Source organism: Nocardioides renjunii, from assembly GCF_034661175.1.
GTDB classification, from domain to species: domain Bacteria; phylum Actinomycetota; class Actinomycetes; order Propionibacteriales; family Nocardioidaceae; genus Nocardioides; species Nocardioides renjunii.
Window position 1 is genome coordinate 2,538,505 of sequence record NZ_CP141058.1, and the last position, 25,477, is coordinate 2,563,981.

At 71.8% G+C, this 25,477-nt stretch carries 21 protein-coding genes; 6 read left to right on the forward strand and 15 right to left on the reverse strand.

From position 1 onward, the window contains the following. Positions 1-110: 110 nt before the first annotated feature. On the reverse strand, positions 111-1,076 hold the full coding sequence (locus tag SHK17_RS12045; protein WP_322919338.1) for a heme o synthase: 966 nt from the start codon (positions 1,074-1,076) through the stop codon (positions 111-113). Positions 1,077-1,386: 310 nt separating this feature from the next. Between SHK17_RS12045 and tkt the strand changes: the two genes are divergently transcribed. From tkt to pgl, 6 genes are read left to right on the forward strand one after another with little or no spacing between them, the layout of a single operon-like run. Further along, positions 1,387-3,420 carry a transketolase gene (tkt, locus tag SHK17_RS12050; protein WP_322922030.1) on the forward strand — a complete coding sequence of 678 codons (2,034 nt, stop codon included), beginning with the start codon at positions 1,387-1,389 and terminating at the stop codon, positions 3,418-3,420. 47 nt (positions 3,421-3,467) lie between these two features. Further along, entirely contained in the window at positions 3,468-4,583 is a 1,116-nt protein-coding gene (gene tal / locus SHK17_RS12055) for a transaldolase (protein ID WP_322919340.1), read from the forward strand. Further along, positions 4,580-6,244, forward strand: a complete 1,665-nt coding sequence (pgi, locus tag SHK17_RS12060; protein ID WP_322919341.1) for a glucose-6-phosphate isomerase — start codon at positions 4,580-4,582, stop codon at positions 6,242-6,244. The genes tal and pgi overlap by 4 nt, the downstream gene beginning before the upstream one ends. Further along, on the forward strand, positions 6,244-7,791 hold the full coding sequence (zwf, locus tag SHK17_RS12065) for a glucose-6-phosphate dehydrogenase (RefSeq protein ID WP_172274729.1): 1,548 nt from the start codon (positions 6,244-6,246) through the stop codon (positions 7,789-7,791). Before pgi ends, zwf begins: the two co-directional genes overlap by 1 nt. Then, entirely contained in the window at positions 7,788-8,705 is a 918-nt protein-coding gene (locus tag SHK17_RS12070; protein WP_253943612.1) for a glucose-6-phosphate dehydrogenase assembly protein OpcA, read from the forward strand. Before zwf ends, SHK17_RS12070 begins: the two co-directional genes overlap by 4 nt. A 4-nt stretch (positions 8,706-8,709) precedes the next feature. Beyond that, entirely contained in the window at positions 8,710-9,453 is a 744-nt protein-coding gene (gene pgl / locus SHK17_RS12075; RefSeq protein ID WP_322919342.1) for a 6-phosphogluconolactonase, read from the forward strand. Between the two features lie 96 nt (positions 9,454-9,549). On the opposite strand, the gene SHK17_RS12080 is transcribed toward pgl, so the two are convergent. From SHK17_RS12080 to uvrA, 14 genes are all read right to left on the reverse strand, one after another. Next, positions 9,550-10,524: a hypothetical protein gene (locus SHK17_RS12080; protein ID WP_322919343.1), complete on the reverse strand. Its 975-nt coding sequence runs from the start codon at positions 10,522-10,524 to the stop codon at positions 9,550-9,552. Between the two features lie 122 nt (positions 10,525-10,646). Beyond that, positions 10,647-11,006, reverse strand: a complete 360-nt coding sequence (locus SHK17_RS12085) for an RNA polymerase-binding protein RbpA (protein ID WP_172274720.1) — start codon at positions 11,004-11,006, stop codon at positions 10,647-10,649. Positions 11,007-11,066: 60 nt separating this feature from the next. Then, a complete protein-coding gene (secG, locus tag SHK17_RS12090; protein WP_172274718.1) occupies positions 11,067-11,306 on the reverse strand; it encodes a preprotein translocase subunit SecG in 240 nt (79 codons plus the stop codon). A 43-nt stretch (positions 11,307-11,349) separates the two neighbouring features. Continuing rightward, on the reverse strand, positions 11,350-12,120 hold the full coding sequence (tpiA, locus tag SHK17_RS12095) for a triose-phosphate isomerase (RefSeq protein ID WP_322922031.1): 771 nt from the start codon (positions 12,118-12,120) through the stop codon (positions 11,350-11,352). A 37-nt stretch (positions 12,121-12,157) separates the two neighbouring features. Further along, positions 12,158-13,378, reverse strand: a complete 1,221-nt coding sequence (locus tag SHK17_RS12100) for a phosphoglycerate kinase (RefSeq protein WP_322919344.1) — start codon at positions 13,376-13,378, stop codon at positions 12,158-12,160. 5 nt (positions 13,379-13,383) lie between these two features. Next, the gene (gap, locus tag SHK17_RS12105) at positions 13,384-14,379 is read right to left on the reverse strand and encodes a type I glyceraldehyde-3-phosphate dehydrogenase (protein ID WP_172274709.1); all 996 of its coding nucleotides are present in this window, start codon (positions 14,377-14,379) and stop codon (positions 13,384-13,386) included. 212 nt (positions 14,380-14,591) lie between these two features. Further along, a complete protein-coding gene (gene whiA / locus SHK17_RS12110; RefSeq protein ID WP_172274706.1) occupies positions 14,592-15,578 on the reverse strand; it encodes a DNA-binding protein WhiA in 987 nt (328 codons plus the stop codon). 45 nt (positions 15,579-15,623) lie between these two features. Beyond that, complete coding sequence (locus SHK17_RS12115; protein WP_322919345.1) at positions 15,624-16,592, reverse strand: gluconeogenesis factor YvcK family protein; 969 nt, start codon at positions 16,590-16,592, stop codon at positions 15,624-15,626. A 1-nt stretch (position 16,593) separates the two neighbouring features. Beyond that, entirely contained in the window at positions 16,594-17,463 is an 870-nt protein-coding gene (gene rapZ, locus SHK17_RS12120; RefSeq protein WP_172274701.1) for an RNase adapter RapZ, read from the reverse strand. Beyond that, entirely contained in the window at positions 17,464-19,443 is a 1,980-nt protein-coding gene (gene uvrC, locus SHK17_RS12125; RefSeq protein ID WP_322919348.1) for an excinuclease ABC subunit UvrC, read from the reverse strand. It lies immediately after the preceding gene. Positions 19,444-19,514: 71 nt separating this feature from the next. Next, complete coding sequence (locus SHK17_RS12130) at positions 19,515-20,372, reverse strand: hypothetical protein (RefSeq protein WP_322919349.1); 858 nt, start codon at positions 20,370-20,372, stop codon at positions 19,515-19,517. Next, positions 20,369-21,694 (reverse strand): metallopeptidase domain-containing protein, encoded by a 1,326-nt coding sequence (locus tag SHK17_RS12135; protein ID WP_322919350.1) that lies wholly within the window; start codon positions 21,692-21,694, stop codon positions 20,369-20,371. The genes SHK17_RS12130 and SHK17_RS12135 overlap by 4 nt, the downstream gene beginning before the upstream one ends. 106 nt (positions 21,695-21,800) lie before the next feature. Continuing rightward, complete coding sequence (locus SHK17_RS12140) at positions 21,801-22,265, reverse strand: Rieske (2Fe-2S) protein (protein ID WP_172274692.1); 465 nt, start codon at positions 22,263-22,265, stop codon at positions 21,801-21,803. A gap of 40 nt (positions 22,266-22,305) precedes the next feature. Then, complete coding sequence (gene uvrA, locus SHK17_RS12145) at positions 22,306-25,332, reverse strand: excinuclease ABC subunit UvrA (protein ID WP_322919351.1); 3,027 nt, start codon at positions 25,330-25,332, stop codon at positions 22,306-22,308. Positions 25,333-25,477: the final 145 nt, after the last annotated feature.

Genomic DNA, 25,477 nt, shown 5'->3' on the forward strand with positions numbered 1-25,477 from the left:
TTCAACGCGGCGCGGGAGCGGCAAACACGAGAGGTTGTCTCAAGATGCTCTCTGGATTCCCTCAGTCGTCTGACGACTTCGTCAATATGCGCTAGGGCGCTCGGAGATCGTCAGCGGCCGAGCAGGGGATCCAGCGCAACTGCGACGAAAAGGAGGGACAGGTAGAGGTTCGAGGTGTGGAAGAGCCGCATCGGGTTGATCTCCCCCAGGGCGTCGGAGACCTTCGTGCGCGCCCACATGCGGTGCGCCTCGACGAGGAACACCGCTCCCAGCACGGCCGCCGCCACCGCGTAGACCAGGCTGGTGCCGGCCACCGGCCAGAGCAGCAGCGAGGTGGCCACCATGACCCAGCTGTAGAGCACGACCTGCCGACCGACCTCGGCCGCCGGCTTCACGACAGGCAGCATGGGCACGTCGACGTTGCGGTAGTCCTCGCGGTAGCGCAGCGCCAGCGCCCAGGTGTGCGGCGGCGTCCAGAAGAACACCACGAGGAACAGCACGACCGGCGTCCACGCCAGCTCGCCGGTGACGGCGGTCCAGCCGATCAGCGCCGGGAAGCAGCCCGCCAGCCCGCCCCACACGATGTTCTGCGTCGTGCGGCGCTTGAGCAGGATGGTGTAGACGAGCACGTAGAAGGCGTTGGCGAGCAGCGAGAGCGTCGCCGAGAGCCAGTTGACCCACAGCGCCAGCACCACCGTCGACAGCACGGCCAGGACGGTGGCGAAGACGAGGGCCGACAGCGGCGAGACGATGTGGCGCGGCAGGGCGCGGCGGCGCGTACGCCGCATCTGCTCGTCGATGTCGCGGTCGTAGACGCAGTTGAAGGCCGACGCCGAGCCGGCCGACAGCGCGCCGCCCACGACGGTCGCCGCGACCAGGCCGAGCGGCGGGATGCCGCGGTCGGCGAAGAACATCACCGGCACGGTGGTCAGCAGCAGCAGCTCGATGACCCGCGGCTTGGTCAGCCCGACGTAGGCGCCGACGACGTCGCGCCAGGTCTTGGCGCCGTCGTCGTCGGGGTCGCCACCGGTCGACGGCCGGGCGGACGCACCAGCGCGCGAGCCGGCGTGGGACACAGTGGCACCTCAGGGGACGGGGTGGAGACGGATGGGACCCGGAGTTGTGGGAACCGGAGGCCGTGAACGGCCGGAGGAGCGACGTCCCGGGCCACCCTCGGGTGGGGTCGAGTCTACTCGGCCCCGGCGATAGGCTCGCAGTCGAGGCCACCTCCGCAGGTCTGTGATCCTGCACTCCCCGGCCCCACGGCTGAACCCCGGCTGCACTCCATCGAGAGGAACCGCGTTGTCCGAGAACTCCGCCCTGCCCGCCACGCTCGAGTGGGACGAGATCGACGACAGAGCTGTCGACACCTCCCGTGTGCTCGCGATGGACGCGGTGCAGAAGGTCGGCAACGGCCACCCCGGCACCGCCATGAGCCTGGCGCCCGCGGCGTACCTGCTCTTCCAGAAGGTGATGCGGCACAACCCGGCCGACCCGCACTGGACCGGTCGCGACCGCTTCGTGCTCTCGGCCGGCCACAGCTCCATCACCCTCTACACCCAGCTCTTCCTCGGCGGCTGGGGCCTCGAGATCGAGGACCTGCGCTCCCTGCGCACCTGGGGCAGCAAGACCCCCGGGCACCCCGAGCACGGCCACACCGCCGGCGTCGAGACCACCACCGGCCCCCTCGGCCAGGGCGTCGCCAACGCGGTCGGCATGGCCATGGCCGCCCGCCGCGAGCGCGGCCTGTTCGACCCCGACACGGCGGAGGCCGACTCCCCGTTCACCCACCACGTCTACGCGATCTGCTCCGACGGCGATCTCGAGGAGGGCATCAGCGCCGAGGCGTCCTCGATCGCCGGCACCCAGCAGCTCGGCAACCTGACGATGATCTACGACGCCAACCGCATCTCCATCGAGGGCGACACCGACGTCGCCTTCACCGAGGACGTCGGCGCCCGCTACGAGGCCTACGGCTGGCACGTGCAGACCGTCGACTGGACCAACGACGGCACCGACTACGTTGAGGACGTCGCCGCTCTGTACGACGCGGTGCGCGCCGCCGCGGAGGTCACCGACCGCCCCAGCCTCGTCGTGCTGCGCACCCTGATCGCCTGGCCCGCGCCGACCGCGCAGGGCACCGGCAAGTCCCACGGCTCGGCCCTCGGGGCCGAGGAGGTCGCGGCGACCAAGGAGATCCTCGGCTTCGACCCCGAGAAGCACTTCGAGGTGCCCGAGGACGTCATCGCCCGCACCCGCTCGCTGGTGGAGCGCGGCAAGCTGGAGCAGTCGGCCTGGCAGGAGCGGTTCGACGCCTGGCAGGCGGCCGCGCCCGAGGAGCGGCTCGAGGTCTTCCGTCGCATGCAGACCCGGGCGCTGCCCGAAGGGCTGGCCGACGCCCTGCCGAGCTTCGACGCCGACCCCAAGGGCGTCGCCACCCGCAAGGCCTCCGGCGCGGTCATCAACGCCGTCGCGGCCGTCATGCCCGAGCTGTGGGGCGGCTCCGCCGACCTGGCGGAGTCCAACAACACCACCATCGAGGACGCGCCCTCCTTCATCCCGGCGGTCCGGTCCACCGACCAGTGGTCGGGCGACCCGCTCGCCGGACGCGTGCTGCACTTCGGCATCCGCGAGCACGGCATGGGTGGCATCCTCAACGGCATCGCCCTCCACGGCGGCACCCGCGTCTTCGGCGGCACCTTCCTCACCTTCAGCGACTACATGCGCGGCTCCGTCCGCCTGGCCGCGCTGATGGGCCTGCCGGTCACCTACGTGTGGACCCACGACTCGATCGGCCTCGGCGAGGACGGCCCGACGCACCAGCCGATCGAGCACCTGGCGGCGCTGCGCGCGATCCCCGGCCTCGACGTCGTACGCCCCGCGGACGCCAACGAGACCGCGGCCGCGTGGCACGCGGTGCTCCAGCGCACCGACCACCCGGCCGGCATCGCGCTCACCCGCCAGAACGTCCCCGTCTTCCCGCGCGGCGAGGACGGCTTCAGCGACACCTCGAACGTGCACCGCGGCGGGTACGTCCTCCTCGACGTCGAGGGCGGCGACCCCGACGTCATCCTGATGGGCACCGGCTCCGAGGTGCAGGTGGCGGTCGCCGCGCGCGACCTCCTCGCCGAGGACGGCATCCGTGCCCGCGTCGTCTCCCTGCCCTGCCTCGAGTGGTTCGAGGAGCAGGAGGAGGCCTACCGCGAGACCGTGCTCCCCCCGACGGTCAAGGCCCGCGTGTCGGTCGAGGCCGGCGTGAAGCAGGGCTGGCGCGAGTACGTCGGCGACCACGGCCGCATCGTGTCCATCGACCACTACGGCGCCTCGGCCGACTACGCGCGCATCTACGAGGAGTTCGACATCACCGGCGAGGCGGTGGCCAACGCCGCTCGCGACAGCCTGCGCACGCTCACCGACTGACGTCGGCCGAGCCCGCAGCCACCGACCACCGATCCTCAGGAGGCACCATGAACGACCGTCTCAAGGCCCTGGCTGACGCCGGGGTGTCCATCTGGCTCGACGACCTGTCCCGCGAGCGCCTCGAGACCGGCAACCTCGCCGACCTCGTCCAGAACCGGCACGTCGTCGGCGTGACGTCCAACCCGGCGATCTTCCAGTCGGCGCTGGCAAAGGGCGAGCGCTACGACGCCCAGGTCCGGGAGCTGGCGGCGCAGGACGCCGACGTCGACAAGGCGACCCTCGTCATCACCACCGACGACGTGCGTGAGGCCTGCAAGGGCATGCGCCCGGTCTTCGACGCCACCGACGGCGTCGACGGCCGCGTCTCCATCGAGGTCTCCCCCGGTCTCGCCCACGACACGGGCGAGACCGTCACCGAGGCGGCGATCCTCCACAAGACCGTCGGCGAGCCCAACGTGATGATCAAGATCCCGGGGACGAAGGAGGGCTGGCCCGCGATCACGGAGACCCTCGCGGCCGGCATCTCGGTCAACGTGACCCTCATCTTCGGGCTCGAGCAGTACCGCAACGTGATGGAGGCATACGTCACCGGTCTGGAACGGGCGTCCGACAACGGCCATGACCTGAGCGGCATCCACTCGGTCGCGTCGTTCTTCGTCTCCCGCGTCGACTCGGAGATCGACAAGCGCCTCGAGGCGACGACCGGGGGCCCGGGCACCGACCCGGCGCTGCGGGGCAAGGCCGGCGTCGCCAACGCCCGCCTGGCCTTCCAGATGTACGAGGACTTCTTCCAGGGCGAGCGCTGGGCCGCGCTCGAGGCCAAGGGCGCGCGCAAGCAGCGGCCGCTGTGGGCCTCCACCGGCGTGAAGAACCCGGACTACGACGACACCATGTACGTCGTCGACCTGGTCGCCGCCGACACCGTCAACACGATGCCCGAGAAGACCCTCGACGCGGTCGCCGACCACGGCGAGGTGCGCGGTGACCGCATCCGGCCGTTCTACGACGACGCCGCCGCTCACATGCAGGCGCTGGCCGACGCCGGCATCGACTACGACGACGTCATCAAGGCCCTCATCAAGGAGGGCGTCGACAAGTTCGTCGTCGCCTGGGACGAGCTGCAGGAGACCCTCGCCGCGTCGCTCGAGGCCGCGCGGGCATGACCGAGGGGCCGGTCGACCCGACGACCACGGACGCCTGGTCACGGCTGACCGGGCTGGCGCAGGCCCCCCGGGCCGACCTGCGCGACGCCCTGACGACGTCGTGGGTCGAGCAGCAGTCGCTGGACGCGGCCGACCTCCACGTCGACCTGTCGAAGAACCTGTTCGACGACGACGTGGAGGCCGCCCTGCTGGCCCTCGCCGACGAGGTGGACCTGGTCGGGCGTCGGGACGCGATGTTCGCCGGCGAGCACATCAACGTCACGGAGGACCGTGCGGTGCTCCACACCGCGCTGCGGCTGCCGCGCGAGGCGACGCTGACGGTCGACGGCACCGACGTCGTGGCCGACGTGCACGAGGTGCTCGCCCGCGTCTACGCCTTCGCCGACCAGGTCCGCTCCGGCGACTGGACGGGCGTGACCGGCAAGCGGATCCAGACGGTCGTCAACATCGGCATCGGCGGGTCCGACCTCGGCCCGGTCATGGCCTACGAGGCGCTCGAGCCCTACCGCCAGGACGGGCTCTCCTGCCGCTTCATCAGCAACATCGACCCGACCGACGCGGGGCAGGCGCTCACCGGGCTCGACCCGGAGACCACGCTCTTCATCGTCTCCAGCAAGACGTTCGGGACGCTGGAGACGCTCACCAATGCGCGCCTGTGCCGGACGTGGCTGCTCGAGCACCTGCCGGCCGGCAGCGACCCGGCCGCCGCGGTCGCGCAGCACTTCGTGGCGGTCTCGACCGCCCTCGACAAGGTCGCCGACTTCGGCATCGACCCCGACAACGCGTTCGGCTTCTGGGACTGGGTCGGCGGGCGCTACTCGATGGACTCGGCCATCGGCCTCTCCCTGGTCGTGGCCATCGGCCCGGAGCACTTCGCCGACCTGCTCGCCGGCTTCCACGCGATGGACGAGCACTTCCACACGATGCCGGCCGAGGACAACGTGCCGCTCAAGATGGGGCTGCTCAACGTCTGGTACACCAACTTCCTCGGCGCCCACACCCACGCCGTCCTGCCCTACTCGCAGCTGCTGCACCGGTTCCCGGCCTACCTCCAGCAGCTGACCATGGAGTCCAACGGCAAGGGCGTGCGGTGGGACGGCGAGGCCGTCGGCTACGACACGGGCGAGGTCTTCTGGGGCGAGCCGGGCACCAACGGCCAGCACGCCTTCTACCAGCTGATCCACCAGGGCACCCGCCTCGTGCCGGCGGACTTCATCGCCTTCGCGCGGCCGGCGTACCCCCTCGTCGACGAGCCCGAGGAGGGCGAGCGCGTCGACGTCCACGAGCTGCTGCTCGCCAACTTCCTGGCGCAGACCAAGGCGCTCGCCTTCGGCCGCACCGCCGACGAGGTCCGCGCCGAGGGCGTGGCGGAGGAGCTCGTCGCCGCTCGCACCTTCCCGGGCAACCGGCCGACCACCTCGATCATGGCGCCGGCGCTCACCCCGGCCGTCCTCGGGCAGCTGGTCGCGCTCTACGAGCACGTCACGTTCGTGCAGGGCGCCGTCTGGGGCATCGACAGCTTCGACCAGTGGGGCGTCGAGCTCGGCAAGCAGCTGGCGCAGGAGCTGCGGCCGGCGGTGGCGGGCGACGCGTCGGTCGCGGCGGAGCAGGACCCCTCCACCCAGTCCCTGATCGCCTACTACCAGGAGCAGCGACGCTGATGGCCTCCACACCCCGCCCCAACCCGCTGCGCGACCCGCAGGACCGCCGGCTGCCGCGCATCGCCGGGCCGTCGAGCCTGGTGCTGTTCGGCGTGACCGGCGACCTGTCGCGCAAGAAGGTCATGCCGGCCATCTACGACCTGGCCAACCGCGGGCTGCTGCCGCCCGGCTTCTCGCTGGTCGGGTTCGCGCGGCGCGACTGGGAGGACCAGGACTTCGCGCAGATCGTCTACGACGCGGTCAAGGCCAACGCGCGTACGCCGTTCCGCGAGGAGGTGTGGCGCCAGCTCTCGGAGGGCTTCCGCTTCGTGTCGGGCAACTTCGACGACGACGAGGCGTTCGATACCCTGCGCCGCACCATGCACGAGCTCGAGGAGGTCCGCGGCACCGGCGGCAACACCGCCTTCTACCTGGCCATCCCGCCGTCGTTCTTCGGCGTCGTGGTCGACCAGCTCAAGGAGCACGGCCTCGCCGAGCAGGCCGCCGACGCCGACGGCGTGCAGCCGTGGCGACGCGTCGTGGTCGAGAAGCCGTTCGGCCACGACCTCGAGTCGGCGCGCGAGCTCAACGCCGTGCTCGACGGCGTCTTCCCTCCCGAGTCGGTCTTCCGCATCGACCACTACCTCGGCAAGGAGACGGTGCAGAACATCCTGGCGATGCGCTTCGCCAACAACATGTTCGAGCCGATCTGGAACGCCAACTACGTCGACCACGTGCAGATCACGATGGCCGAGGACATCGGCATCGGCGGCCGGGCCGGCTACTACGACGGCATCGGCGCCGCCCGTGACGTCATCCAGAACCACCTGCTGCAGCTGATGGCACTGGTGGCGATGGAGGAGCCGACGTCGTTCGACGCCGAGAGCCTGCGGCTGGAGAAGCAGAAGGTCCTCTCCTCCGTCGTGCTGCCCTCGCGGCTGGACATCACCACGGCCCGCGGGCAGTACAGCCCCGGCTGGCAGGGCGGCGAGAAGGTGATCGGCTTCCTCGAGGAGGAGGGCATCCGTCGCACGTCCAGGACCGAGACCTTCGCCGCCATCACGCTGCACGTCGACACCCGGCGGTGGGCCGGCGTGCCGTTCTACCTCCGCACCGGCAAGCGCCTCGGCCGCCGGGTCACCGAGGTGGCCGTGGTCTTCAAGAGGGCGCCGCACCTGCCGTTCAACGCGACGTCGACCGAGGAGCTCACGCAGAACGCCCTGGTGATCCGCGTGCAGCCCGACGAGGGCCTGACGATGCGCTTCGGCTCCAAGGTCCCCGGCACGGCGATGGAGATCCGCGACGTCAACATGGACTTCGCCTACGGCGGTTCCTTCACCGAGGCGAGCGCCGAGGCCTACGAGCGCCTGATCCTCGACGTGCTGCTCGGCGACCCGCCGCTGTTCCCGCGCCACGAGGAGGTCGAGCTGTCCTGGAAGATCCTCGACCCGATCCTCGAGCACTGGGCCCGCAAGGGGAAGCCGGAGGCCTACCCGTCCGGCACCTGGGGGCCGGAGTCGGCCGACAAGATGCTCGCCCGCGAAGGACGCACCTGGAGAAGGCCATGACGATGTTCGAGCTGCAGAACACCACCTCGTCCAAGATCGCCGCGGAGTTCGTACGCGCCCGCACCCGTGCCGGGTCCCCGGCGATGGGCATGGTGATGACGCTGATCATCGTCGTGCCCGACGAGGACGCCGAGGCCGCGATGCAAGCCGCCCAGCGGGCCTCGCGCGAGCACCCGGCCCGCGTGCTGGGCATCATCCTCGGCGACGCGCGCGGCAAGCCCCAGGTCGACGCGACCGTCGGCACCGGCGGTGGCTGGGGCGGCGAGACCGCGCTCATCCGGTTGCGCGGCGAGGTGGTGCGCTACGCCGAGTCCGTGGTGCTGCCGCTGCTGCTGCCGGACTCCCCCGTGGCGATCTGGTGGCCCACCGAGCCGCCCGACGACCCGGCCGACGACCCGCTGGGGGCGCTGGCGCGGCGACGCATCACCGACTCGGCGGCTGCCACCCGTGGCAAGTCCTCGGTCATGCACCGCCAGTGCCAGTCCTACGCGCCCGGCAACACCGACCTCAGCTGGACGCGCCTCACGCCGTGGCGGGCGCTGCTCGCCGCGGCCCTCGACCAGCACCCGGTCAAGGTGGCGCGCGCCTCGGTCTCGGCCGAGCGGATCAGCCCGAGCGCCGACCTGCTCGTGGCCTGGCTCAACGACCGCCTGCGCGTGCCGGTGGAGCGGCACACCTCCGAGGGGCCGGGGATCACCCAGGTCGTGATGGACACCAAGCAGGGACCGATCACGATCACCCGCGAGGACGGCCGGCTGGCGACGTTCTCCTCCCCCGGCCGCCCGGACCGCCCGGTGGCCCTCAAGCGCCGGGAGGTGCCCGCGCTGCTCAGCGAGGAGCTGCGCCGTCTCGACGAGGACGACGTCTACGCCGCCACCGCCCGCCGGCTCGTCGCGCTCGAGAAGGAGTCCTGACCGCATGACCGACGCCCCCCGGGTCAGCCGGCACCAGGACGCCGACGTCCTCGTCGGCGACGTGGCCTCGGCCCTCCTCGACCGGATCGAGACCGCGCAGGCGCGCGGCGACGTCCCGCACGTCGCGCTCACGGGCGGCTCGATCGCCGAGTCGCTGCACCGCGAGCTCGCGCGGCGCGCCCCGGACTCGTCGGTGGACTGGTCGCGCGTGGAGTTCTGGTGGGGTGACGAGCGGTTCGTGACCGCCGACTCGCCCGACCGCAACGCGCTCCCGGCCCGCAGCGAGTTCCTCGACGTCGTCGGCGTCGACCCTGCGCACGTGCACGAGGTGCCGTCGAGCGACCAGGTCGCCACCGCCGAGGAGTCGGCCGCGGCCTACGCCGAGACGCTACGGGCCCGCGGCGTCGAGTCGTTCGAGGTGATGATCCTCGGGCTCGGGCCCGACGGGCACTGCGCGTCGCTCTTCCCCGGCCACCCGGGCCTCGCGGTGTCGGGCGTCGCCGTGACGGCCGTCCACGACTCCCCCAAGCCGCCGCCCGACCGCGTGACCCTGACCTTCGAGGCGCTCAACCGCGCCCGATCGGTCTGGTTCATCGCCAGCGGCGAGGGCAAGGCCGAGGCCGTCGCCCGCGCCCTGGCCGACGAGGGATCGGTCGAGGAGACCCCCGCGCGGGGGGTCCGCGGGCACGAGACGGTCTGGTGGCTCGACGAACCCGCCGCCTCCGCCCTCCCCACCCTCCCCGCCTGAACTACACGTGACCGGGCACTTCGTGCCCGTCCTGCGCACCGACCGGGCACTTCGTGCCCGTCCTGCGCACCGACCGGGCACTTCGTGCCCGTCCGGTCAGCGTGAGAGGTCGATGTACGTCGGTCGGCGGGCCGCCGCGGCTTCGTGGCCCGCGCGCAGCCGGTCGCTGGCCGCGAGCTCGCGACCGTAGACGTCGTCCTTCGTGAACACGTCCATGTGCCACCCGCGCGCGTCGCGCAGCCAGTCGAGCCGGGCCTCGTCGTGCTCGCTCACCTCGTCGCCGTGGTAGGCCTCGCCGTAGTACTCCGCGCCGTAGCGGACGCCGGCGTCGCCGACGTCGATGCGGAACCTCGGGACGCCGGCGTCGTCCTCCACCCAGACCTGCGTCTCGGGCGGCGGGAGGTCGGCGTCGTACCAGTGCAGTCGCAGCGCGCTCTCCGGCGGAGACTCCGCGCCCGTGTCACCGAGCGGGGCGAGGGTCCGGAGCTGGCGGATGCCGCGGTGCCCGGCGAACCTGGGCACCTCGCTGAGGAGCAGCCGGTGGTCGAGCCCGAGTCGCAAGAAGCCGTCGACGGCGGCGAGGGCGTCAAAGCGCCAGAGCAGGCGGCCGAGGTCGCACGCGGTCCTAAGCGGCGTCGTGACGGCGAGGGCGCCGATCTGGTCGAGGTCGCGGGTGGTGAGCTCACGGATGCCGCTCGCGACGCCCGGTCGGCGCATCCGGCTGCCCGACCGGCTGAAGACGTCGAGCACCGGCATCTCGTGGATCGCCGAACGAGGCAGCGCGTCGACACCGTGCAGCCATGCCGCGGTGCGGTCGACGACGACCGCGTGCTCGGGGACGACCAGCTCGAGCGCGGCGACGCGGAGTCGGAGGGAGTCCGGCACGGCGGCGGCCACGAAGACGCCACGCAGCACCGGTCGCAGCAGGCCGCGCTCGACCAGGCGTCGCCGCAGGCTCTCACGGACCCCGAGACGGGTCGCCTCAGCGGCCGAGAGGGGACGGTCCAGCGGGATCGGCGCGTCGACGCCCAGCGCCTCGACGTCGCGACACCAGGCGGGCATGACGTGCATCCGGCCAGCGTGCCGCCTGCCGGCGGAGGACGTCGTACGTCATCCACAGCGGCAGGCCCGGACCGGCACGAAGTGCCCGGTCGGCACGCAGGACGGGCACGAAGTGCCCGGTCACGTGAAGTTCAGAAGATGATCTCGCCGGCCTTGCGGCGGCTGCGCAGGAGGGCGACGGCCTCGTCGAGGATGTCGGCCGCCTCGGTCTCGCTGCGACGCTCCTTCACGTAGGCGAGGTGCGTCTTGTAGGGCTCGATCTTCGGCGCCGGGGGCGGGTTCTCGGAGTCGAGGCTCGCCGGCAGGCCGCACTTGGGGCAGTCCCACGAGTCGGGCGCGGCGGCCTCGATCGCGAAGGTGACCACCGAGCGGTGGTCGTGGCTGCAGAAGTAGGTCACCGTCTGCCGGGGCGCCGCCTCTCCACGCTCGGCCTCCCCCATCGGTCCGGCGCCGACCCGACTACCGCGGATCGCGTTTCCACCACCAGCCACGACAACTCCTTCGCCAGAACCTTGGGACAGACAGAGACAGGGACAGTGCGGGGCGGACGATCAGGCGCCGCTGTAGGCCTTGAGCAGGCCCAGGGCGACGATGCAGGCGAACCAGATGACGCCGACGCCGATCGTGAAGCGGTCGAGGTTGCGCTCCGCCACCGAGGATCCGCCCAGGCTGCTGGAGACGCCGCCGCCGAACATGTCGGACAGGCCACCACCGCGGCCCTTGTGGAGCAGCACCAGCAGGATCATGATCGCGCTGGTGATGACCAGCAGGACGGTGAAGAGCGGAATCACGAGCGGAATCCTACGTCACGCCGTCGGGATCCGCTGAGGGGCCTCACAGCACCGGCATGTCGTAGAAGCGGCAGATGCCGCCGAACTCGTCGACCTGCAGGCTCGCGCCGCCGACGAGACACCCGTCGACGTCCGACTTGTCCATGATGCCGCCCACGTTGGCGGCCTTGACCGAGCCGCCGTAGAGGATCCGCAGGCCGTCGGCCGCGGCGTCGCCGTGCACCTCGCGCACCCGCCCACGGATGGCCGCACAGACCTCCTGCGCGTCGTCGGGCGTCGCCACCTCGCCGGTGCCGATGGCCCACACGGGCTCGTAGGCGACCACGAGACCGGCCACCTGCTCGGCGGTGAACCCGTCGAGCGAGCCGTCGACCTGCGTGAGCGTGAACGGCACGTGCTCGCCGGCCTGGCGCACGTCGAGGCCCTCGCCCACGCACACGATCGGCGTCATCCCGGCCGCCAGCGACTTGTGCGCCTTGGCGTTGACCAGCTCATCGCTCTCGTGGTGGTACATCCGGCGCTCTGAGTGGCCGACCACGACGTAGGAGCAGCCGAGCTTGGCCAGCATCGCGGCGGAGACCTCCCCGGTGTAGGCGCCGTTGTCGTGGACCGACACGTCCTGCGCGCCGTAGCGGATCGACAGCCGGTCGCCGTCCACGAGCGTCTGCACCGAGCGGAGGTCGGTGAAGGGCGGCACGACGACGACCTCGACCTTGCCGAAGTCGTGGCGCTTGTCCGCCAGCGTCCAGGCGAGCTTCTGGACCAGCACCACCGCTTCCTGGTGGGTCAGGTTCATCTTCCAGTTGCCCGCCATCAGCGGGGTCCGGGTGTTCTTCGTGCCAGCCACTGCGTCACGCCCTCTCGAGTACTGCGATCCCGGGGAGCTCCTTGCCCTCCAGGAACTCCAGCGACGCGCCACCGCCGGTGGAGATGTGACCGAACGCGGCCTCGTCGAAGCCCAGCTGGCGCACGGCCGCGGCCGAGTCGCCGCCGCCCACGACGGACAGGCCTCCCGACGAGGTGACCTCGGTGAGCGCCTGCGCCACCGCGCGGGTGCCCTCGGCGAAGGCGGCCACCTCGAACACGCCCATGGGGCCGTTCCAGAAGACCGTCTGCGCGTCGGACAGCGCCGCCGCGAAGGCGGCCGCGGACTCGGGCCCGATGTCGAGCCCCAGCGCGTCGGCGGGGATCTCCGAGGCGGGTACGACGCTGGGCTGGGGCTCGCGGTCGCCCGACGGGAACGCGGTGTCGACCACGACGTCGGTCGGCAGGACGATCTCCACCCCGCGGTCCACCGCCTCGCTGAGGTAGCGGGTGCACGTGTCGAGCTGGTCCTCCTCGAGCAGGCTCTTGCCGACCTCGTGCCCCTGGGCCTTGAGGAAGGTGAACACCATGCCGCCGCCGATGAGCAGCTTGTCGGCCTTGTCGATCAGGTTGTCGATCACGCCGAGCTTGTCGGAGACCTTCGAGCCGCCGAGGACGACGACGTAGGGGCGCTCCGGGTGCTCGGTGAGCCGGCGCAGCACCTCGACCTCGGCCGCGACCAGGCCGCCCATCGCCGACGGCAGTCGCAGCGCGACCTCGTAGACGCTGGCCTGCCGGCGGTGGACGACGCCGAAGCCGTCCGAGACGAAGGCGTCGGCCAGCTGCGCGAGCTGGTCGGCGAACGCCCCGCGCACGGAGTCGTCCTTGCTGGTCTCGCCGTCGTTGAACCGGACGTTCTCGAGCACGGCGATCCCGCCGTCCTCCAGGCCGGCCACGGTCTCGCTCGCGCTGGCCCCGACCGTGTCGGTGGCGAACGCGACCGGCCGCTCGAGCAGCTCGGAGAGCCGCGCGGCGACCGGCTCGAGGGAGTACCTCGGGTCGGGCGAGCCGTCCGGGCGGCCCAGGTGGGCGGTCACGACCACCCGGGCGCCCGCGTCGGACAGCTGCGTGATGGTCGGCACGCTCGCGCGGATCCGGCCGTCGTCGGTGATGGTGGTGCCGTCGAGGGGCACGTTGAGGTCCGAGCGGACCATCACCCGCTTGCCCCTCAGGTCACCCAGCGACTCGATGCCTGCGGTGTCGGACATCGAGGTCAGAGCGACGTGCCGACGTGCGTGATCAGGTCGGCGAGGCGGTTGGAGTAGCCCCACTCGTTGTCGTACCAGCCGAGCACCTTGACCTGGTTGCCGATGACCTTGGTCAGCGGGGCGTCGAAGATGCAGGACGCCGGGTCGGTGACGATGTCGGTGGAGACGATCGGGTCGGTGGAGTACTTGAGGAACCGGCCGTCGGCGGCCGCCTTGACGATGTCGTTGACCTCGTCGACCGACGTCTCGCGGCTGGCCTCGAACGTGAGGTCGGTGGCCGAGCCGGTGGGCACCGGGACGCGCATCGCGTAGCCGTCGAGCTTGCCCTTGAGCTCGGGGAGCACCAGGCCGATGGCCTTGGCGGCACCCGTCGAGGTCGGCACCATGTTGAGCGCGGCGGCGCGGGCGCGGCGCGGGTCCTTGTGGATGTTGTCCTGGAGGTTCTGGTCGGCGGTGTAGGCGTGGATGGTCGTCATCAGGCCCTTGTTGATGCCGAGGCCGTCGTGGAGCGCCTTCGCCATGGGCGCGAGGCAGTTGGTCGTGCACGACGCGTTGGAGATGACGGTGTGCTGGGCCGGGTCGTAGAGCTCGTGGTTGACGCCCATCACGATGGTGATGTCCTCGTTGGAGGCGGGCGCCGAGATGATGACCTTCTTGGCGCCGGCGTCGACGTGGGCCTTGGCCTTGGTGGCGTCGGTGAAGAAGCCGGTGGACTCGACGACGACGTCGACACCGAGGTCGCCCCACGAGAGGTTGGCCGGGTCGCGCTCGGCCGACACGGCGATCTTCTGGTCGCCGACCATGATCGAGGTGTCGTCGCTCGACACGTCGGCGTCGAGGCGGCCGAGGATGGAGTCGTACTTGAGCAGGTGCGCCAGGGACGCGTTGTCGGTCAGGTCGTTGACGCCGACGATCTCGATGTCGGCGCCGGAGGCGCGGACGGCGCGGAAGAAGTTGCGGCCGATGCGGCCGAAGCCGTTGATGCCTACGCGGACGGTCATGGGTGCATGTCTCCTAGGTGGGGCCTTCGGTGACCCCGTCGACAACTCTGGCCTTCGGTGACCAGCATCACCGAGCCTATCGGCTGCCGACCGGCCCCCGAACCGGGGTCGCCCACGCTACGGACAGGTAACTTTGGATCGATCCAAGACCGTCACCCTCCGGTCACCCGTACGCCGCCCGGGCGACGGTCCGGCGCCGCCGGGCAGCGCGCTCAGGCGTCCTCGGCGAGCATCTCCGGCGTCAGGGACGCCTCGGTGTCGGGGATGCCGAGCTCCTCGGCGCGCTTGTCGGCCATCGCGAGCAGGCGGCGGATCCGCCCGGCGATCGCGTCCTTGGTGAGCACCGGGTCGTGGAGCTGGCCGAGCTCCTCGAGGGAGGCCTGCTTGTGCTCGAGCCGCAGGTGCCCGGCCTGGCGGAGGTGGTCGGGGATCTCCTCGCCGAGGATCTCCAGCGCACGGTCGACGCGGGCGCCCGCCGCGACCGCGGCCCGGGCGGACCGGCGCAGGTTGGCGTCGTCGAAGTTGGCCAGGCGGTTGGCCGTCGCGCGGACCTCGCGGCGCATCCGCCGCTCCTCCCAGGCCATCAGCGACTCGTGGGCGCCGAGGCGGGTGAGCAGCGCGCCGATGGCGTCGCCGTCGCGGATCACGACGCGGTCGACCCCGCGTACCTCGCGCGCCTTGGCGGAGATGCCGAGGCGACGGGCGACGCCCACGATCGCGAGGGCGGCCTCGGGGCCGGGGCAGGTGATCTCGAGGGAGGACGAGCGGCCCGGCTCGGTGAGCGAGCCGTGGGCGAGGAAGGCGCCCCGCCAGGCGGCCACGGCGTCGCAGCCGCCGCCGCTGACGACGGCCGGCGGCAGGCCACGCACAGGGCGGCCGCGCTGGTCGAGCAGGCCGGTCTGCCGCGCGAGCGCCTCACCGTCCTTGGTGACCCGGACGATGTAGCGGCTGCCCTTGCGGATGCCGTTGCCCTGCACCATGACCACGTCGGAGGGGTGGCCGTAGACCTCGGAGATGTCGGTGCGCAGCCGGCGAGCGGCGGCGCCGGTGTCGAGCTCGGCCTCCACGACGATGCGGCCGCTCACGATGTGCAGTCCGCCGGCGAAGCGGAGCATCGAGGCGACCTCGGCCTTGCGGCAGCAGGTCTTGGTGATCTGGGTGGAGGCGAGCTCTGCCTTCACCTGTGCCGTCATTGCCATGGGCGGAATCCTGCCATGCGGGTCAACGACCCTCACGCGCTCGGGTCAGCCCTCGTCGACGATCCGGCGGAAGGCGGCCGCGAGGCGGTCGGGATCGTGACGCGGCTCCCCCGGCACGGCGATGTCGTCCACCACCAGCCGGGCTCCCCGGTCGGTGACGACCGTCTCGAGCTGCTCGCGGTCGCCGACCAGTGAGGACGCGTCGACGACGACGGCGTGCACGGTCAGGTCGGGTGCGTGCTCGAACAGCGCGGCGAGGTGGTCGGCCGGGCCGAAGCCGGTGGTCTCCCCCGCCTGGGCCTCGAGGTTGAGCACCACCACGAGGCGTGCCTCGGTCTCCGCCAGGGCGCGGCGCAGGCCCGGCACCATGAGGTGCGGGATCACCGAGCTGAACCAGGACCCGGGGCCCAGCACGACCCACTCGGCGGCCAGGATCGCCTCCACCGCCTCGGCGCACGCCTGCGGGTCCTCGGGGACCAGGGCGACCGACTCGATCTGCCCGGCCGTGGTCGCGACCTCGACCTGGCCGCGTACGACGCTGACGGCCGCCGGCTCGGCGGGGTCCGCGCCGCGGACGCGGGCCGTGATGTCCATCGGCGTGGTGGCCATCGGCAGCACCCGCCCGTGGGCGCCGAGCAGCCGGCCCACCCAGTCGAGCGCGCGGACGTGGTCGCCCATCAGCTCCCACAGGCCGACGATGAGCAGGTTGCCGATGACGTGGCCGTTCATCTCGCCCTGACCGGCGAACCGGTGCTGGATGACGTCGGCCCAGGTGCGGCCCCACTCGTCGTCGCCGCACAGCGCGGCCAGCGCCATCCGCAGGTCGCCCGGGGGCAGGACCCCGAACTCGCCGCGCAGCCGGCCCGACGAGCCGCCGTTGTCGGCGACGGTCACCACCGCGGTCAGGTCGTCGATGGTGAGGTCGTCCTTGAGGCGCCGCAGCGCCGACAGGGTGGCGAAGAGGCCGTGACCGCCGCCGAGGGCCACCGCGGCCTGCGCGGTGTCGCGGGCCACGTCACTCCCTGCCGAGGTCGCGGTGGGAGGTGCTGACGTCGTAGCCCGCCTCCCGCATCAGGCCGGCGATGGCCTCGGTCATCGCCACGCTGCGATGCTTGCCGCCGGTGCACCCGACGGCGACCTGCATGAAGCGCTTGCCCTCGTGGAGGTAGCCCTCGGCGATGGTGCGCAGCACCGGGAGGTACTGCTCGAGGAAGGTCCCGGCGCCCGGCTGCGAGAGGACGTAGGCGGCGACGTCGGGGTCGCGGCCGTTCTGCGGCCGCAGCTCGGGGACCCAGTGGGGGTTGGGCAGGAACCGCATGTCGGCGACCCAGTCGGCGTCGACGGGGATGCCGTACTTGAAGCCGAAGCTGATGACGGTCACCTTGAGCCGCGTCGTGGTCGCGGTGCCGAAGAGCTCGGTGATCTTGTCCTGCAGCTGGTGCACGTTGTAGTTGGACGTGTCGAGCAGCACGTCGGCGTCGCCGCGGATCTCGGCCATCGCCCCGCGCTCGCGCTGGAGGCCGTGGAGCAGGCGGCCGCTGCCCTGCAGCGGGTGGGGGCGACGTGCCGCCTCCTGGCGGCGGACCAGGACGTCGTCGGTCGCCTCGAGGAACAGCAGCGTCGTGGGCCGGCCGGTGACCTGCTGGTGGCGGTTGGCCTGGAGCGAGTCGAAGAACGACCCGGACCGGACGTCGACGACCACCGCGATCGGCTGGTGGATGCCCTTGCTGTCGTCGACGAGGCGTACGACGTCGCGCACCAGCGTCGGCGGGAGGTTGTCGACCACGAAGTAGCCGAGGTCCTCCAGCTCCTTGGCCGCGGTGCTGCGTCCGGCGCCGGTCATGCCGGTCACGATGACCAGCTCGCCGGGGGTCGGCTCGGGCATCTAGTCGTCCTCCAGGATCTCGCCGGTGGCGGTGTTGACCGCCGGCTCTCGGGGTGCAGTCTTGCGGGTCGCGTCGGCCTTCGCGACCGCGTCCTTGATGGCGGTCGCCGTGCGGGGGCCGATGCCCGGCACGAGCGCGATCTGGTCGGCCTCGGCCTCGCGGAGCTTCTTGAGCGAGCCGAAGTGCTTGAGCAGCGTCTTGCGCCGCACCTCCCCGAGGCCCGGCACGTCGTCGAGCATGCTCTCCACCATCGACTTGGACCGGCGGCCGCGGTGGTGGGTGATGGCGAACCGGTGGGCCTCGTCACGGATGCGCTGGAGCAGGTAGAGGCCCTCGCTGGTGCGCGCCATGATGACCGGGTCCTCCTCCCCCGGCAGCCACACCTCCTCGAGCCGCTTGGCCAGGCCGCACACCGGGATGTCGTTCAGCCCGAGCTCGGCGAGGGCCTGCTGAGCGGCCGCCACCTGCGGTGGCCCGCCGTCCACGACGACCAGCGACGGGGCGTACGCGAACTTGCGCGGGCGGCCGGTGTCCGGATCGATCAGCATGGGGCCGGAGTCGGTGGCCACCGTCTCGCTGCGCGCCTGCTCGTCGAGGAGGCGACGGAACCGCCGGGTGATCACCTCGTGCATCGACGCGACGTCGTTCTGGCCGTCGACGCCGCGGATGACGAACCGGCGGTACTCCGACTTGCGGGCCAGCCCGTCCTCGAAGACCACCATCGAGGCGACGACCTCGGTGCCCTGGAGGTTGGAGACGTCGTAGCACTCGATCCGCAGCGGCACCTCGTCGAGGCCGAGGGCCTGCTGGATCTCCTCGAGCGCCCGGTTGCGGGTGGTGAGGTCGCTGGCGCGCTTGGTCTTGTGGAGCGCCAGCGCCTGCAGGGCGTTGGTCGCGACGGTCTGCTGCAGGTCGCGCTTGTCGCCGCGCTGCGGGACCCGGATGGCGACCTTGCTGCCGCGCCGCTCGCCGAGGAGCTCCTCGAGGACGTCGTGGTCGGGCGGCAGGGCCGGCACCAGGACCTCGCGCGGGATGGAGTCGGACTCACCGCCGTAGAGCTGGAGCAGGAAGTCCTGCACGAGCTCGGGGGTGCCGCCCTCGTCGGTGCGGTCGGCCACCCACCCCCGCTGTCCGCGGATCCGCCCGCCGCGGACGTAGAAGATCTGCACGGCCACCTCGAGCGGGTCCTCGGCCAGGGCGATCACGTCGGCGTCGGTGCCGTCGCCGAGGACCACCGCCTGCTTCTCGAGGGCCCGGTTGAGGGCGCCGAGGTCGTCACGCAGCCGAGCGGCCTTCTCGAAGTCGAGCGCCTCCGAGGCGGCGTACATCTCGCGCTCGACGCGCCGGGTGAACGCCGCGGTGTTGCCGCCCATGAAGTCGCAGAAGTCGTCGACGATCTCGCGGTGCTCCTGCGCGGTGACGCTGCCGACGCAGGGGGCGGAGCACTTGTCGATGTAGCCGAGGAGGCACGGCCGGCCGATCTGCGCCGAGCGCTTGAAGACGCCGTTGCTGCACGAGCGCATCGGGAAGACGCGCAGCAGCAGGTCGACGGTCTCGCGGATGGCCCACGCGTGGCTGTAGGGGCCGAAGTAGCGGGTGCCCTTGCGCTTGGCGCCGCGGCCGACCATCACCCGGGGGAACTCCTCGCCCACCGTGACGGCGAGCCAGGGGTAGGACTTGTCGTCGCGGTACTTGACGTTGAACCGCGGGTCGAACTCCTTGATCCAGCTGTACTCCAGCTGGAGCGCCTCGACCTCCGTGTCGACGACCGTCCACTCCACGCTCGCGCCCGTGGTGACCATGCTGGCCGTGCGCGGGTGCAGGTTGCCGATGTCCTGGAAGTAGGACGAGAGGCGTGAGCGGAGGCTCTTGGCCTTGCCGACGTAGATGACGCGACCCTTGGCGTCGCGGAACCGGTAGACCCCCGGACTGGTCGGGATCGACCCCGGCGCAGGGCGGTAGGAGCTCGGGCTTGCCACCCGACAACCCTACGGGCGGCCCCCGACACCGGAGGCCGCCCGGTGGGTCACCGGAGGACGGGGATCGGCCGCTACTTCACCTTCTGCGGGCGCGACCGCAGCGAGACGGTCTGGAAGCCGGCCTGGCGTCCGGTGACCTTGACCACCAGCTTCTTGCCGCGCATGGCACGGGTCACCTTGAGCGAGCGCTTGTTCGCCTTCTTGACGGCCTTCTTGCCGAGGTACCACCGGTAGGTCAGCCGCGTCCCGGCGCTCCAGCCCTTCACCGTGGCGACCACACGCTTGCCGACCTTGGCCTTGCCGCCGATCTTCGGCCGGGAGGTGACGAGCACGCCCGGCGCCACCTGCACCGTGGAGCCGGACCGGGCGAAGGTGGTCGTGGCGTAGCCGGCGGCCCGCGGGTACTCGCTGACCTGGATCGTCGCGCCGACGTCGGCGGGGCCAGGCTGGTAGGTCCGGGCGGTCGCGCCCGGGATCGGCGTGCCGTTGCGGCTCCACTGGTAGGCGGCGGAGTAGTCCGCGGGCTTCTGGCTGTCGTAGTTGACCCAGTCCAGCCCGGTCGCGGTCAGCGTTCCGCCGAGCCGCGCGTCGCCGGTGATCAGCGGAAGGCGCTGCGCGCCCTGGGCGTACCAGGCCGCCGGGGCGACCGTCTGCGGCGCGGAGGTCCGCGACGTGGGGTCCAGCCCGGGTGCGTACGCCGTCACCACCGCGCTCAGCGCGCCGCCGGCCATGGCCGGGGTCGGGCGGAAGGTGCGGTCCTCGGCGCCCGGGACGGGCTGGCCGTCGAGCAGCCACTGGTAGCGGTAGCCGGCGGGCGCGGGGCTGAAGCCGGACGGCGTGACCGTGACCTCGCGCAGGGCGGTCGCCGCGCCGACGCTGGCGGTGCCGCCCGCGACGGACGCGGCTGCGGGCGTACGCGTGATGGTCACGGTGGCGCCGCTGCCGCGCGCACGGTCAGCGTGCCGGAGTTGGTCCACGCCTCGTCACGCTGCAGGGCGCCGTCGTTGCTGGCGTCCGGCTTGCGGAGGAAGGCGCCGGCCTCCTCGTTCTCCCGCTCGACGACGATCCCGGGCGAGTAGGTCTGGCCGTAGCGGACCGTGGAGCTGCTGGTCGTGTAGTAGGTGCCGGCGTCGCCGCCGCCGCCGTTGCGCAGGTCGACGAAGTGCCGCAGGCCCGTGTCGGGGTCGATGAAGGTGACGCTGCGCAGCCCGCTCGTCGCCCCGCGCGAGGCGAGGGTCCAGGTGCCGCCGGCGGTGCCGTCGACGACCTCTCCGGGGGCGGTGATGCCCTGCTCCCACCGGTAGACGGTGCCGAGCACCGGGTTGGCGAAGCCGGACGGGCCCGCGCCCATCACCTCGTAGAGGTTGCCGTACTCGGCGGCGGCGGTGTTGGCGTGCTCGAGGCTCACGTTGTGGCCGTACTCGTGCTCCAGGACGATCCGGAAGTCGGCTCTGGCCTCGGCCTGGAGGATGACGGGTCCGCCGCTGACGAACGACGAGCCCAGCCGGGCGCGGCCGCCGACCGTGCCGCCGCAGCCGTCGGGCACGACGACGACCAGGTGGTTGGGCGACGACCCGGAGAAGTCGACGCCCGGGAACGCCTGGCTGCCGACGCTGGCGGCGATGGCACCGAAGTCGGCGCCGCCTGCGCCGAGGCCGCAGCCGGACGCGGTGGAGCCCGCGGTCGACGCGACGGGCACCACCGGTGACGCCGTCGTCCAGGACGGGATCTGGCCGCCCGACTCACGCACCCAGTACTGCTGGGCGCCGGCGAGGCCGTCGAGGATCTGCGCGTCGGTCAGTCCGACCGCGCCGAAGTTGGTCACCCTGGCGACGTACGTCGCGTGGTTGGTCGGTCCGGCGGACGGACCGGGCGATGCCACGCGGGCGCTCACCACCTCCAGCGGCGTGCCGTCGGCGGCGGCCCGGCTGAGCGCGCCGGCCCGCGCCGGACCGGTCAGCGTCCTGCCCTCGCCCGTGCCCGGTGCGGCCAGCGTGCCGGTGAAGTCCGACAGCGGCTCGGCGGTGAACCCGTCGGCCAGCTCGACCTCGGTGCCGGAGGGCAGCAGCAGCGAGTAGCGGTCCGGGTCACCGCCCTCGCCGGCCACCACCAGGACCGTGCCGGTGACGTCGAGCGTGTCGCGCGACGTCCCGCCGGGGGCGGACGCGCCCTGGGCCGGGGTCAGCAGCGCCGCTGCGACGGCGACCGCGGTGGCGACCGTGAGACGTGCTCGGACAGCCTTCGAGACCATGTGGTGCTCCCCCTGCGCGTGCCCCCCGTCAGGGCAGTCGGGGGCATTCTGTCCCCGAGCACGGCCTCCTGCACCCGGGACCCGCAGGTCGCCCGCAGGAGTTGCGTCAGGCGCGGGTGATGGAGTCCCCGTCGACCGTGATCTCGACCGCCTCGAGGGGCGCCGAGGCCGGGCCGGACAGCGGCGAGCCGTCCTCCAGCGAGAAGCGGCTGGCGTGGCAGGGACACGGGATCTCGCCCTCGCTGCTGGTCTCCACGAGGCAGCCCTGGTGGGTGCACACGGCGGAGAACGCCTTGAAGTCACCCTCCGTCGGCTGGGTCACGACGACCTTGGCGCCGGTCACCACGAGGCAGCCGCCGACCGGTACGTCGGCGGCGCTGGCCAGCGCCTCGCCACCCGCCGCCCCGCCGCTCTCCTCCTCGGTGGGCTCGCCGGTCGGCTCGTCGCCACCCGACGTGGCAGGGTCGGTCGCGCTGGTGTCGTCGTCGGAGCCGCACGCGGCCAGGACGGGGACACCGAGGGCGACCGCGGCGGAACCGGACAGGGCACGACGTCTGTTGATCGTGGTCATGCGAGCGACCCTAGCCAGCGCACCTGTGAGGAGACTGTGACTACGACGACTTCTTGGCGGCGGCTCGCTTGACCGGTGCCTTCCTCGCGGGAGCCTTGGTGGTCGCCTTGGTGGTCGCCTTGGTGGTCGCCTTGCGCGTCGCGGTCTTGCGGGCGGGCACGGACGCCGCGGCCGCGGCCCGTCGCGGGGCGCCGGGCTGCTTGGCCCCGCGGCCCTCGAGGATCGGCTTGAGGAACGCGCCGGTGTGGCTCTCCGCGACCGCCGCCACCGCCTCGGGCGTGCCCTCCGCGACGACGAGGCCGCCGCGCGACCCGCCCTCGGGCCCCATGTCGATGAGCCAGTCAGCCGTCTTGATGACGTCGAGGTTGTGCTCGATGACGAGGACCGTGTTGCCCTTGTCGACCAGGCCGGACAGCACGTGGAGCAGCTTGCGGATGTCCTCGAAGTGCAGGCCGGTGGTCGGCTCGTCGAGGACGTAGACGGTGCGGCCGGTGGACCGCTTCTGCAGCTCGCTCGCCAGCTTGACGCGCTGCGCCTCGCCGCCGGACAGCGTCGTGGCGGGCTGGCCGAGCCGGACGTAGCCGAGCCCGACCTCGCCGAGGGTCTGCATGTGGCGGGAGATCGCCGGGACGGCGGCAAAGAAGTCGGCCGCCTCCTCGATCGGCATGTCGAGGACCTCGGCGATCGTCTTGCCCTTGTAGTGGACCTCGAGCGTCTCGCGGTTGTAGCGGGCGCCGTGGCACACCTCGCACGGGACGTAGACGTCGGGCAGGAAGTTCATCTCGATCTTGATCGTGCCGTCGCCGGAGCACGCCTCGCAGCGGCCGCCCTTGACGTTGAACGAGAACCGGCCCTGGAGGTAACCCCGCATCTTGGCCTCCGGGGTGGAGGCGAAGAGCCGGCGGATGTGGTCGAAGACGCCGGTGTAGGTGGCGGGGTTGGACCGCGGGGTGCGGCCGATCGGCGACTGGTCGACGTGGATGACCTTGTCGACGTGCTCGAGGCCCGAGATCTTGGTGTGCCGACCGGGGACCGTGCGGGCGTTGTAGATCTGCTTGGCCAGCGAGGTGTAGAGGATGTCGTTGACCAGCGTCGACTTGCCGGAGCCGGAGACGCCCGTGACCGCGGTGAAGACGCCGAGCGGGAAGCTGACGTCGACGTTCTGCAGGTTGTGCTCGCGCGCGCCGTGAACAGTGAGCTCACGGCCCTTGGTGCGCGGGCGGCGTACGGCGGGGACGGGGATCTCGCGGCGGCCGCTGAGGTATTGCCCGGTCATCGAGTCGGGGTGGGCCAGCAGGTCCTCGACGGACCCGGAGTGGACGACCTGACCGCCGTGCTCGCCGGCGCCCGGGCCGATGTCGACGACCCAGTCGGCGACGCGCACGGTGTCTTCGTCGTGCTCGACGACGATGAGGGTGTTGCCGAGGTCCTTGAGCCGGATCAGCGTCTCGATGAGCCGCTGGTTGTCGCGCTGGTGGAGGCCGATGGACGGCTCGTCGAGGACGTAGAGCACGCCGACCAGGCCGGCACCGATCTGCGTCGCGAGCCGGATGCGCTGGGCCTCGCCGCCGGACAGCGACCCGCTGGGCCTGTCGAGGGAGAGGTAGTCGAGGCCGACGTCGAGCAGGAAGCGCAGGCGCTCCTGGATCTCCTTGAGCACCCGCTCACCGATCTGGCGCTCACGGGTGGAGAGCTCGACGGTGCGGAGGTACTCGGCCGTCTCGTCGATCGACATGGCGCAGACCTCGGCGATGTTCTTGCCGCCCTGGTCCTTGGCGCCGAGGGTCACCGACACCGAGACCGGCTTGAGCCGGGTGCCTTGGCACGCGGGGCACGGGACCTCGCGCATGAAGCCCTCGAAACGCTCGCGGCTCGTGTCGGACTCGGCCTCCTTGTGGCGCCGCTCGACGTAGGGGCGCACGCCCTCGAAGGCGGCGTAGTAGGCCCGCTCGCGGCCGTAGCGGTTGCGGGTGACGACGTGGACCTTGGTCTTGTGGCCCTCGAGCAGGGACGTGCGCGCCTTGGGCGTCAGCTGGTCCCACGGCGTGTTGAGGTCGAAGCCCAGCTCCTCGCCGAGCGCGTTGACGAGCCGGAGGAAGTAGTCGGCGACGTGCGCGCCGCTCCACGGCGCGATGGCGCCCTCGCCGAGGGTGGCGCCGGGGTTCGGCACGACGAGCTCGGGGTCGACCTCCATCTTGGTGCCGAGGCCCGAGCAGACCTGGCACGCGCCGAAGGGCGAGTTGAACGAGAACGAGCGCGGCTCGAGGTCGTCGGTGTCGATGGTGTGGTCGTTGGGGCACGCCATCTTCTCCGAGAACCGCATCTCGCGACCGGGGTCCTTGGCGTCGAGGTCGACGAAGTCGACGACGACGAGCCCACCGGCGAGCCCGAGCGCGGTCTCCACCGAGTCGGTCAGCCGGCGCTTGGACGACTCCTTGACCGCGAGCCGGTCGACCACGACCTCGATCGTGTGCTTGAGCTTCTTGTCGAGCACGGGGGGCTCGTCGAGGGTGTGCGTCTGGCCGTCGACGCGCGCGCGGCTGAAGCCCTGCTGCTGGAGCTGGCGGAAGAGCTCGACGTACTCGCCCTTGCGGCCGCGGATGACCGGGGCGAGCACCTGGAACCGGCGACCCTCCTCCATCGACAGGATGCGGTCGACGATCTGCTGCGGCGTCTGGCGCTCGATGGGCGCACCGCAGGTCGGGCAGTGGGCGCGGCCGGCCCGGGCGTAGAGCAGGCGCAGGTAGTCGTAGACCTCGGTGATCGTGCCGACGGTGGAGCGCGGATTCTTCGAGGTGGACTTCTGGTCGATGCTGACCGCGGGGCTGAGGCCCTCGATGAAGTCGACGTCGGGCTTGTCCATCTGACCGAGGAACTGGCGCGCGTAGGCGGACAGCGACTCGACGTAGCGACGCTGGCCCTCGGCGAAGATCGTGTCGAAGGCGAGGCTGGACTTGCCCGACCCGGACAGGCCCGTGAAGACGATGAGCGAGTCGCGCGGCAGGTCGAGCGAGACGTCCTTGAGGTTGTGCTCGCGGGCGCCCCGGATGATGAGCTGGTCGGCCACTGTGGTCCTCGTTCTGGCAGCGTGGTGGAGTCGAACACATGTTCGTCTCGATGGGCGCGGAGGGTCAACCCGGCGCGCCGTTCCACCTTCTCACGCAGCACCGACAGCGGGGCCATCGAGCACCCGCTCGGGTGGACGGTGCACG

What these genes read in the sequence shown, in the direction of transcription:
- tkt (WP_322922030.1), top strand. Translation starts at nt 1,387, where the DNA reads ATGGACGCGGTGCAGAAGGTCGGCAACGGCCACCCCGGCACCGCCATG.
- tal (WP_322919340.1), top strand. Translation starts at nt 3,468, where the DNA reads ATGAACGACCGTCTCAAGGCCCTGGCTGACGCCGGGGTGTCCATCTGG.
- pgi (WP_322919341.1), top strand. Translation starts at nt 4,580, where the DNA reads ATGACCGAGGGGCCGGTCGACCCGACGACCACGGACGCCTGGTCACGG.
- zwf (WP_172274729.1), top strand. Translation starts at nt 6,244, where the DNA reads ATGGCCTCCACACCCCGCCCCAACCCGCTGCGCGACCCGCAGGACCGC.
- SHK17_RS12070 (WP_253943612.1), top strand. Translation starts at nt 7,788, where the DNA reads ATGACGATGTTCGAGCTGCAGAACACCACCTCGTCCAAGATCGCCGCG.
- pgl (WP_322919342.1), top strand. Translation starts at nt 8,710, where the DNA reads ATGACCGACGCCCCCCGGGTCAGCCGGCACCAGGACGCCGACGTCCTC.
- SHK17_RS12080 (WP_322919343.1), bottom strand. Translation starts at nt 10,524, where the DNA reads ATGCACGTCATGCCCGCCTGGTGTCGCGACGTCGAGGCGCTGGGCGTC.
- tpiA (WP_322922031.1), bottom strand. Translation starts at nt 12,120, where the DNA reads ATGGCGGGCAACTGGAAGATGAACCTGACCCACCAGGAAGCGGTGGTG.
- SHK17_RS12100 (WP_322919344.1), bottom strand. Translation starts at nt 13,378, where the DNA reads ATGTCCGACACCGCAGGCATCGAGTCGCTGGGTGACCTGAGGGGCAAG.
- gap (WP_172274709.1), bottom strand. Translation starts at nt 14,379, where the DNA reads ATGACCGTCCGCGTAGGCATCAACGGCTTCGGCCGCATCGGCCGCAAC.
- whiA (WP_172274706.1), bottom strand. Translation starts at nt 15,578, where the DNA reads ATGGCAATGACGGCACAGGTGAAGGCAGAGCTCGCCTCCACCCAGATC.
- rapZ (WP_172274701.1), bottom strand. Translation starts at nt 17,463, where the DNA reads ATGCCCGAGCCGACCCCCGGCGAGCTGGTCATCGTGACCGGCATGACC.
- SHK17_RS12135 (WP_322919350.1), bottom strand. Translation starts at nt 21,694, where the DNA reads ATGGTCTCGAAGGCTGTCCGAGCACGTCTCACGGTCGCCACCGCGGTC.
- SHK17_RS12140 (WP_172274692.1), bottom strand. Translation starts at nt 22,265, where the DNA reads ATGACCACGATCAACAGACGTCGTGCCCTGTCCGGTTCCGCCGCGGTC.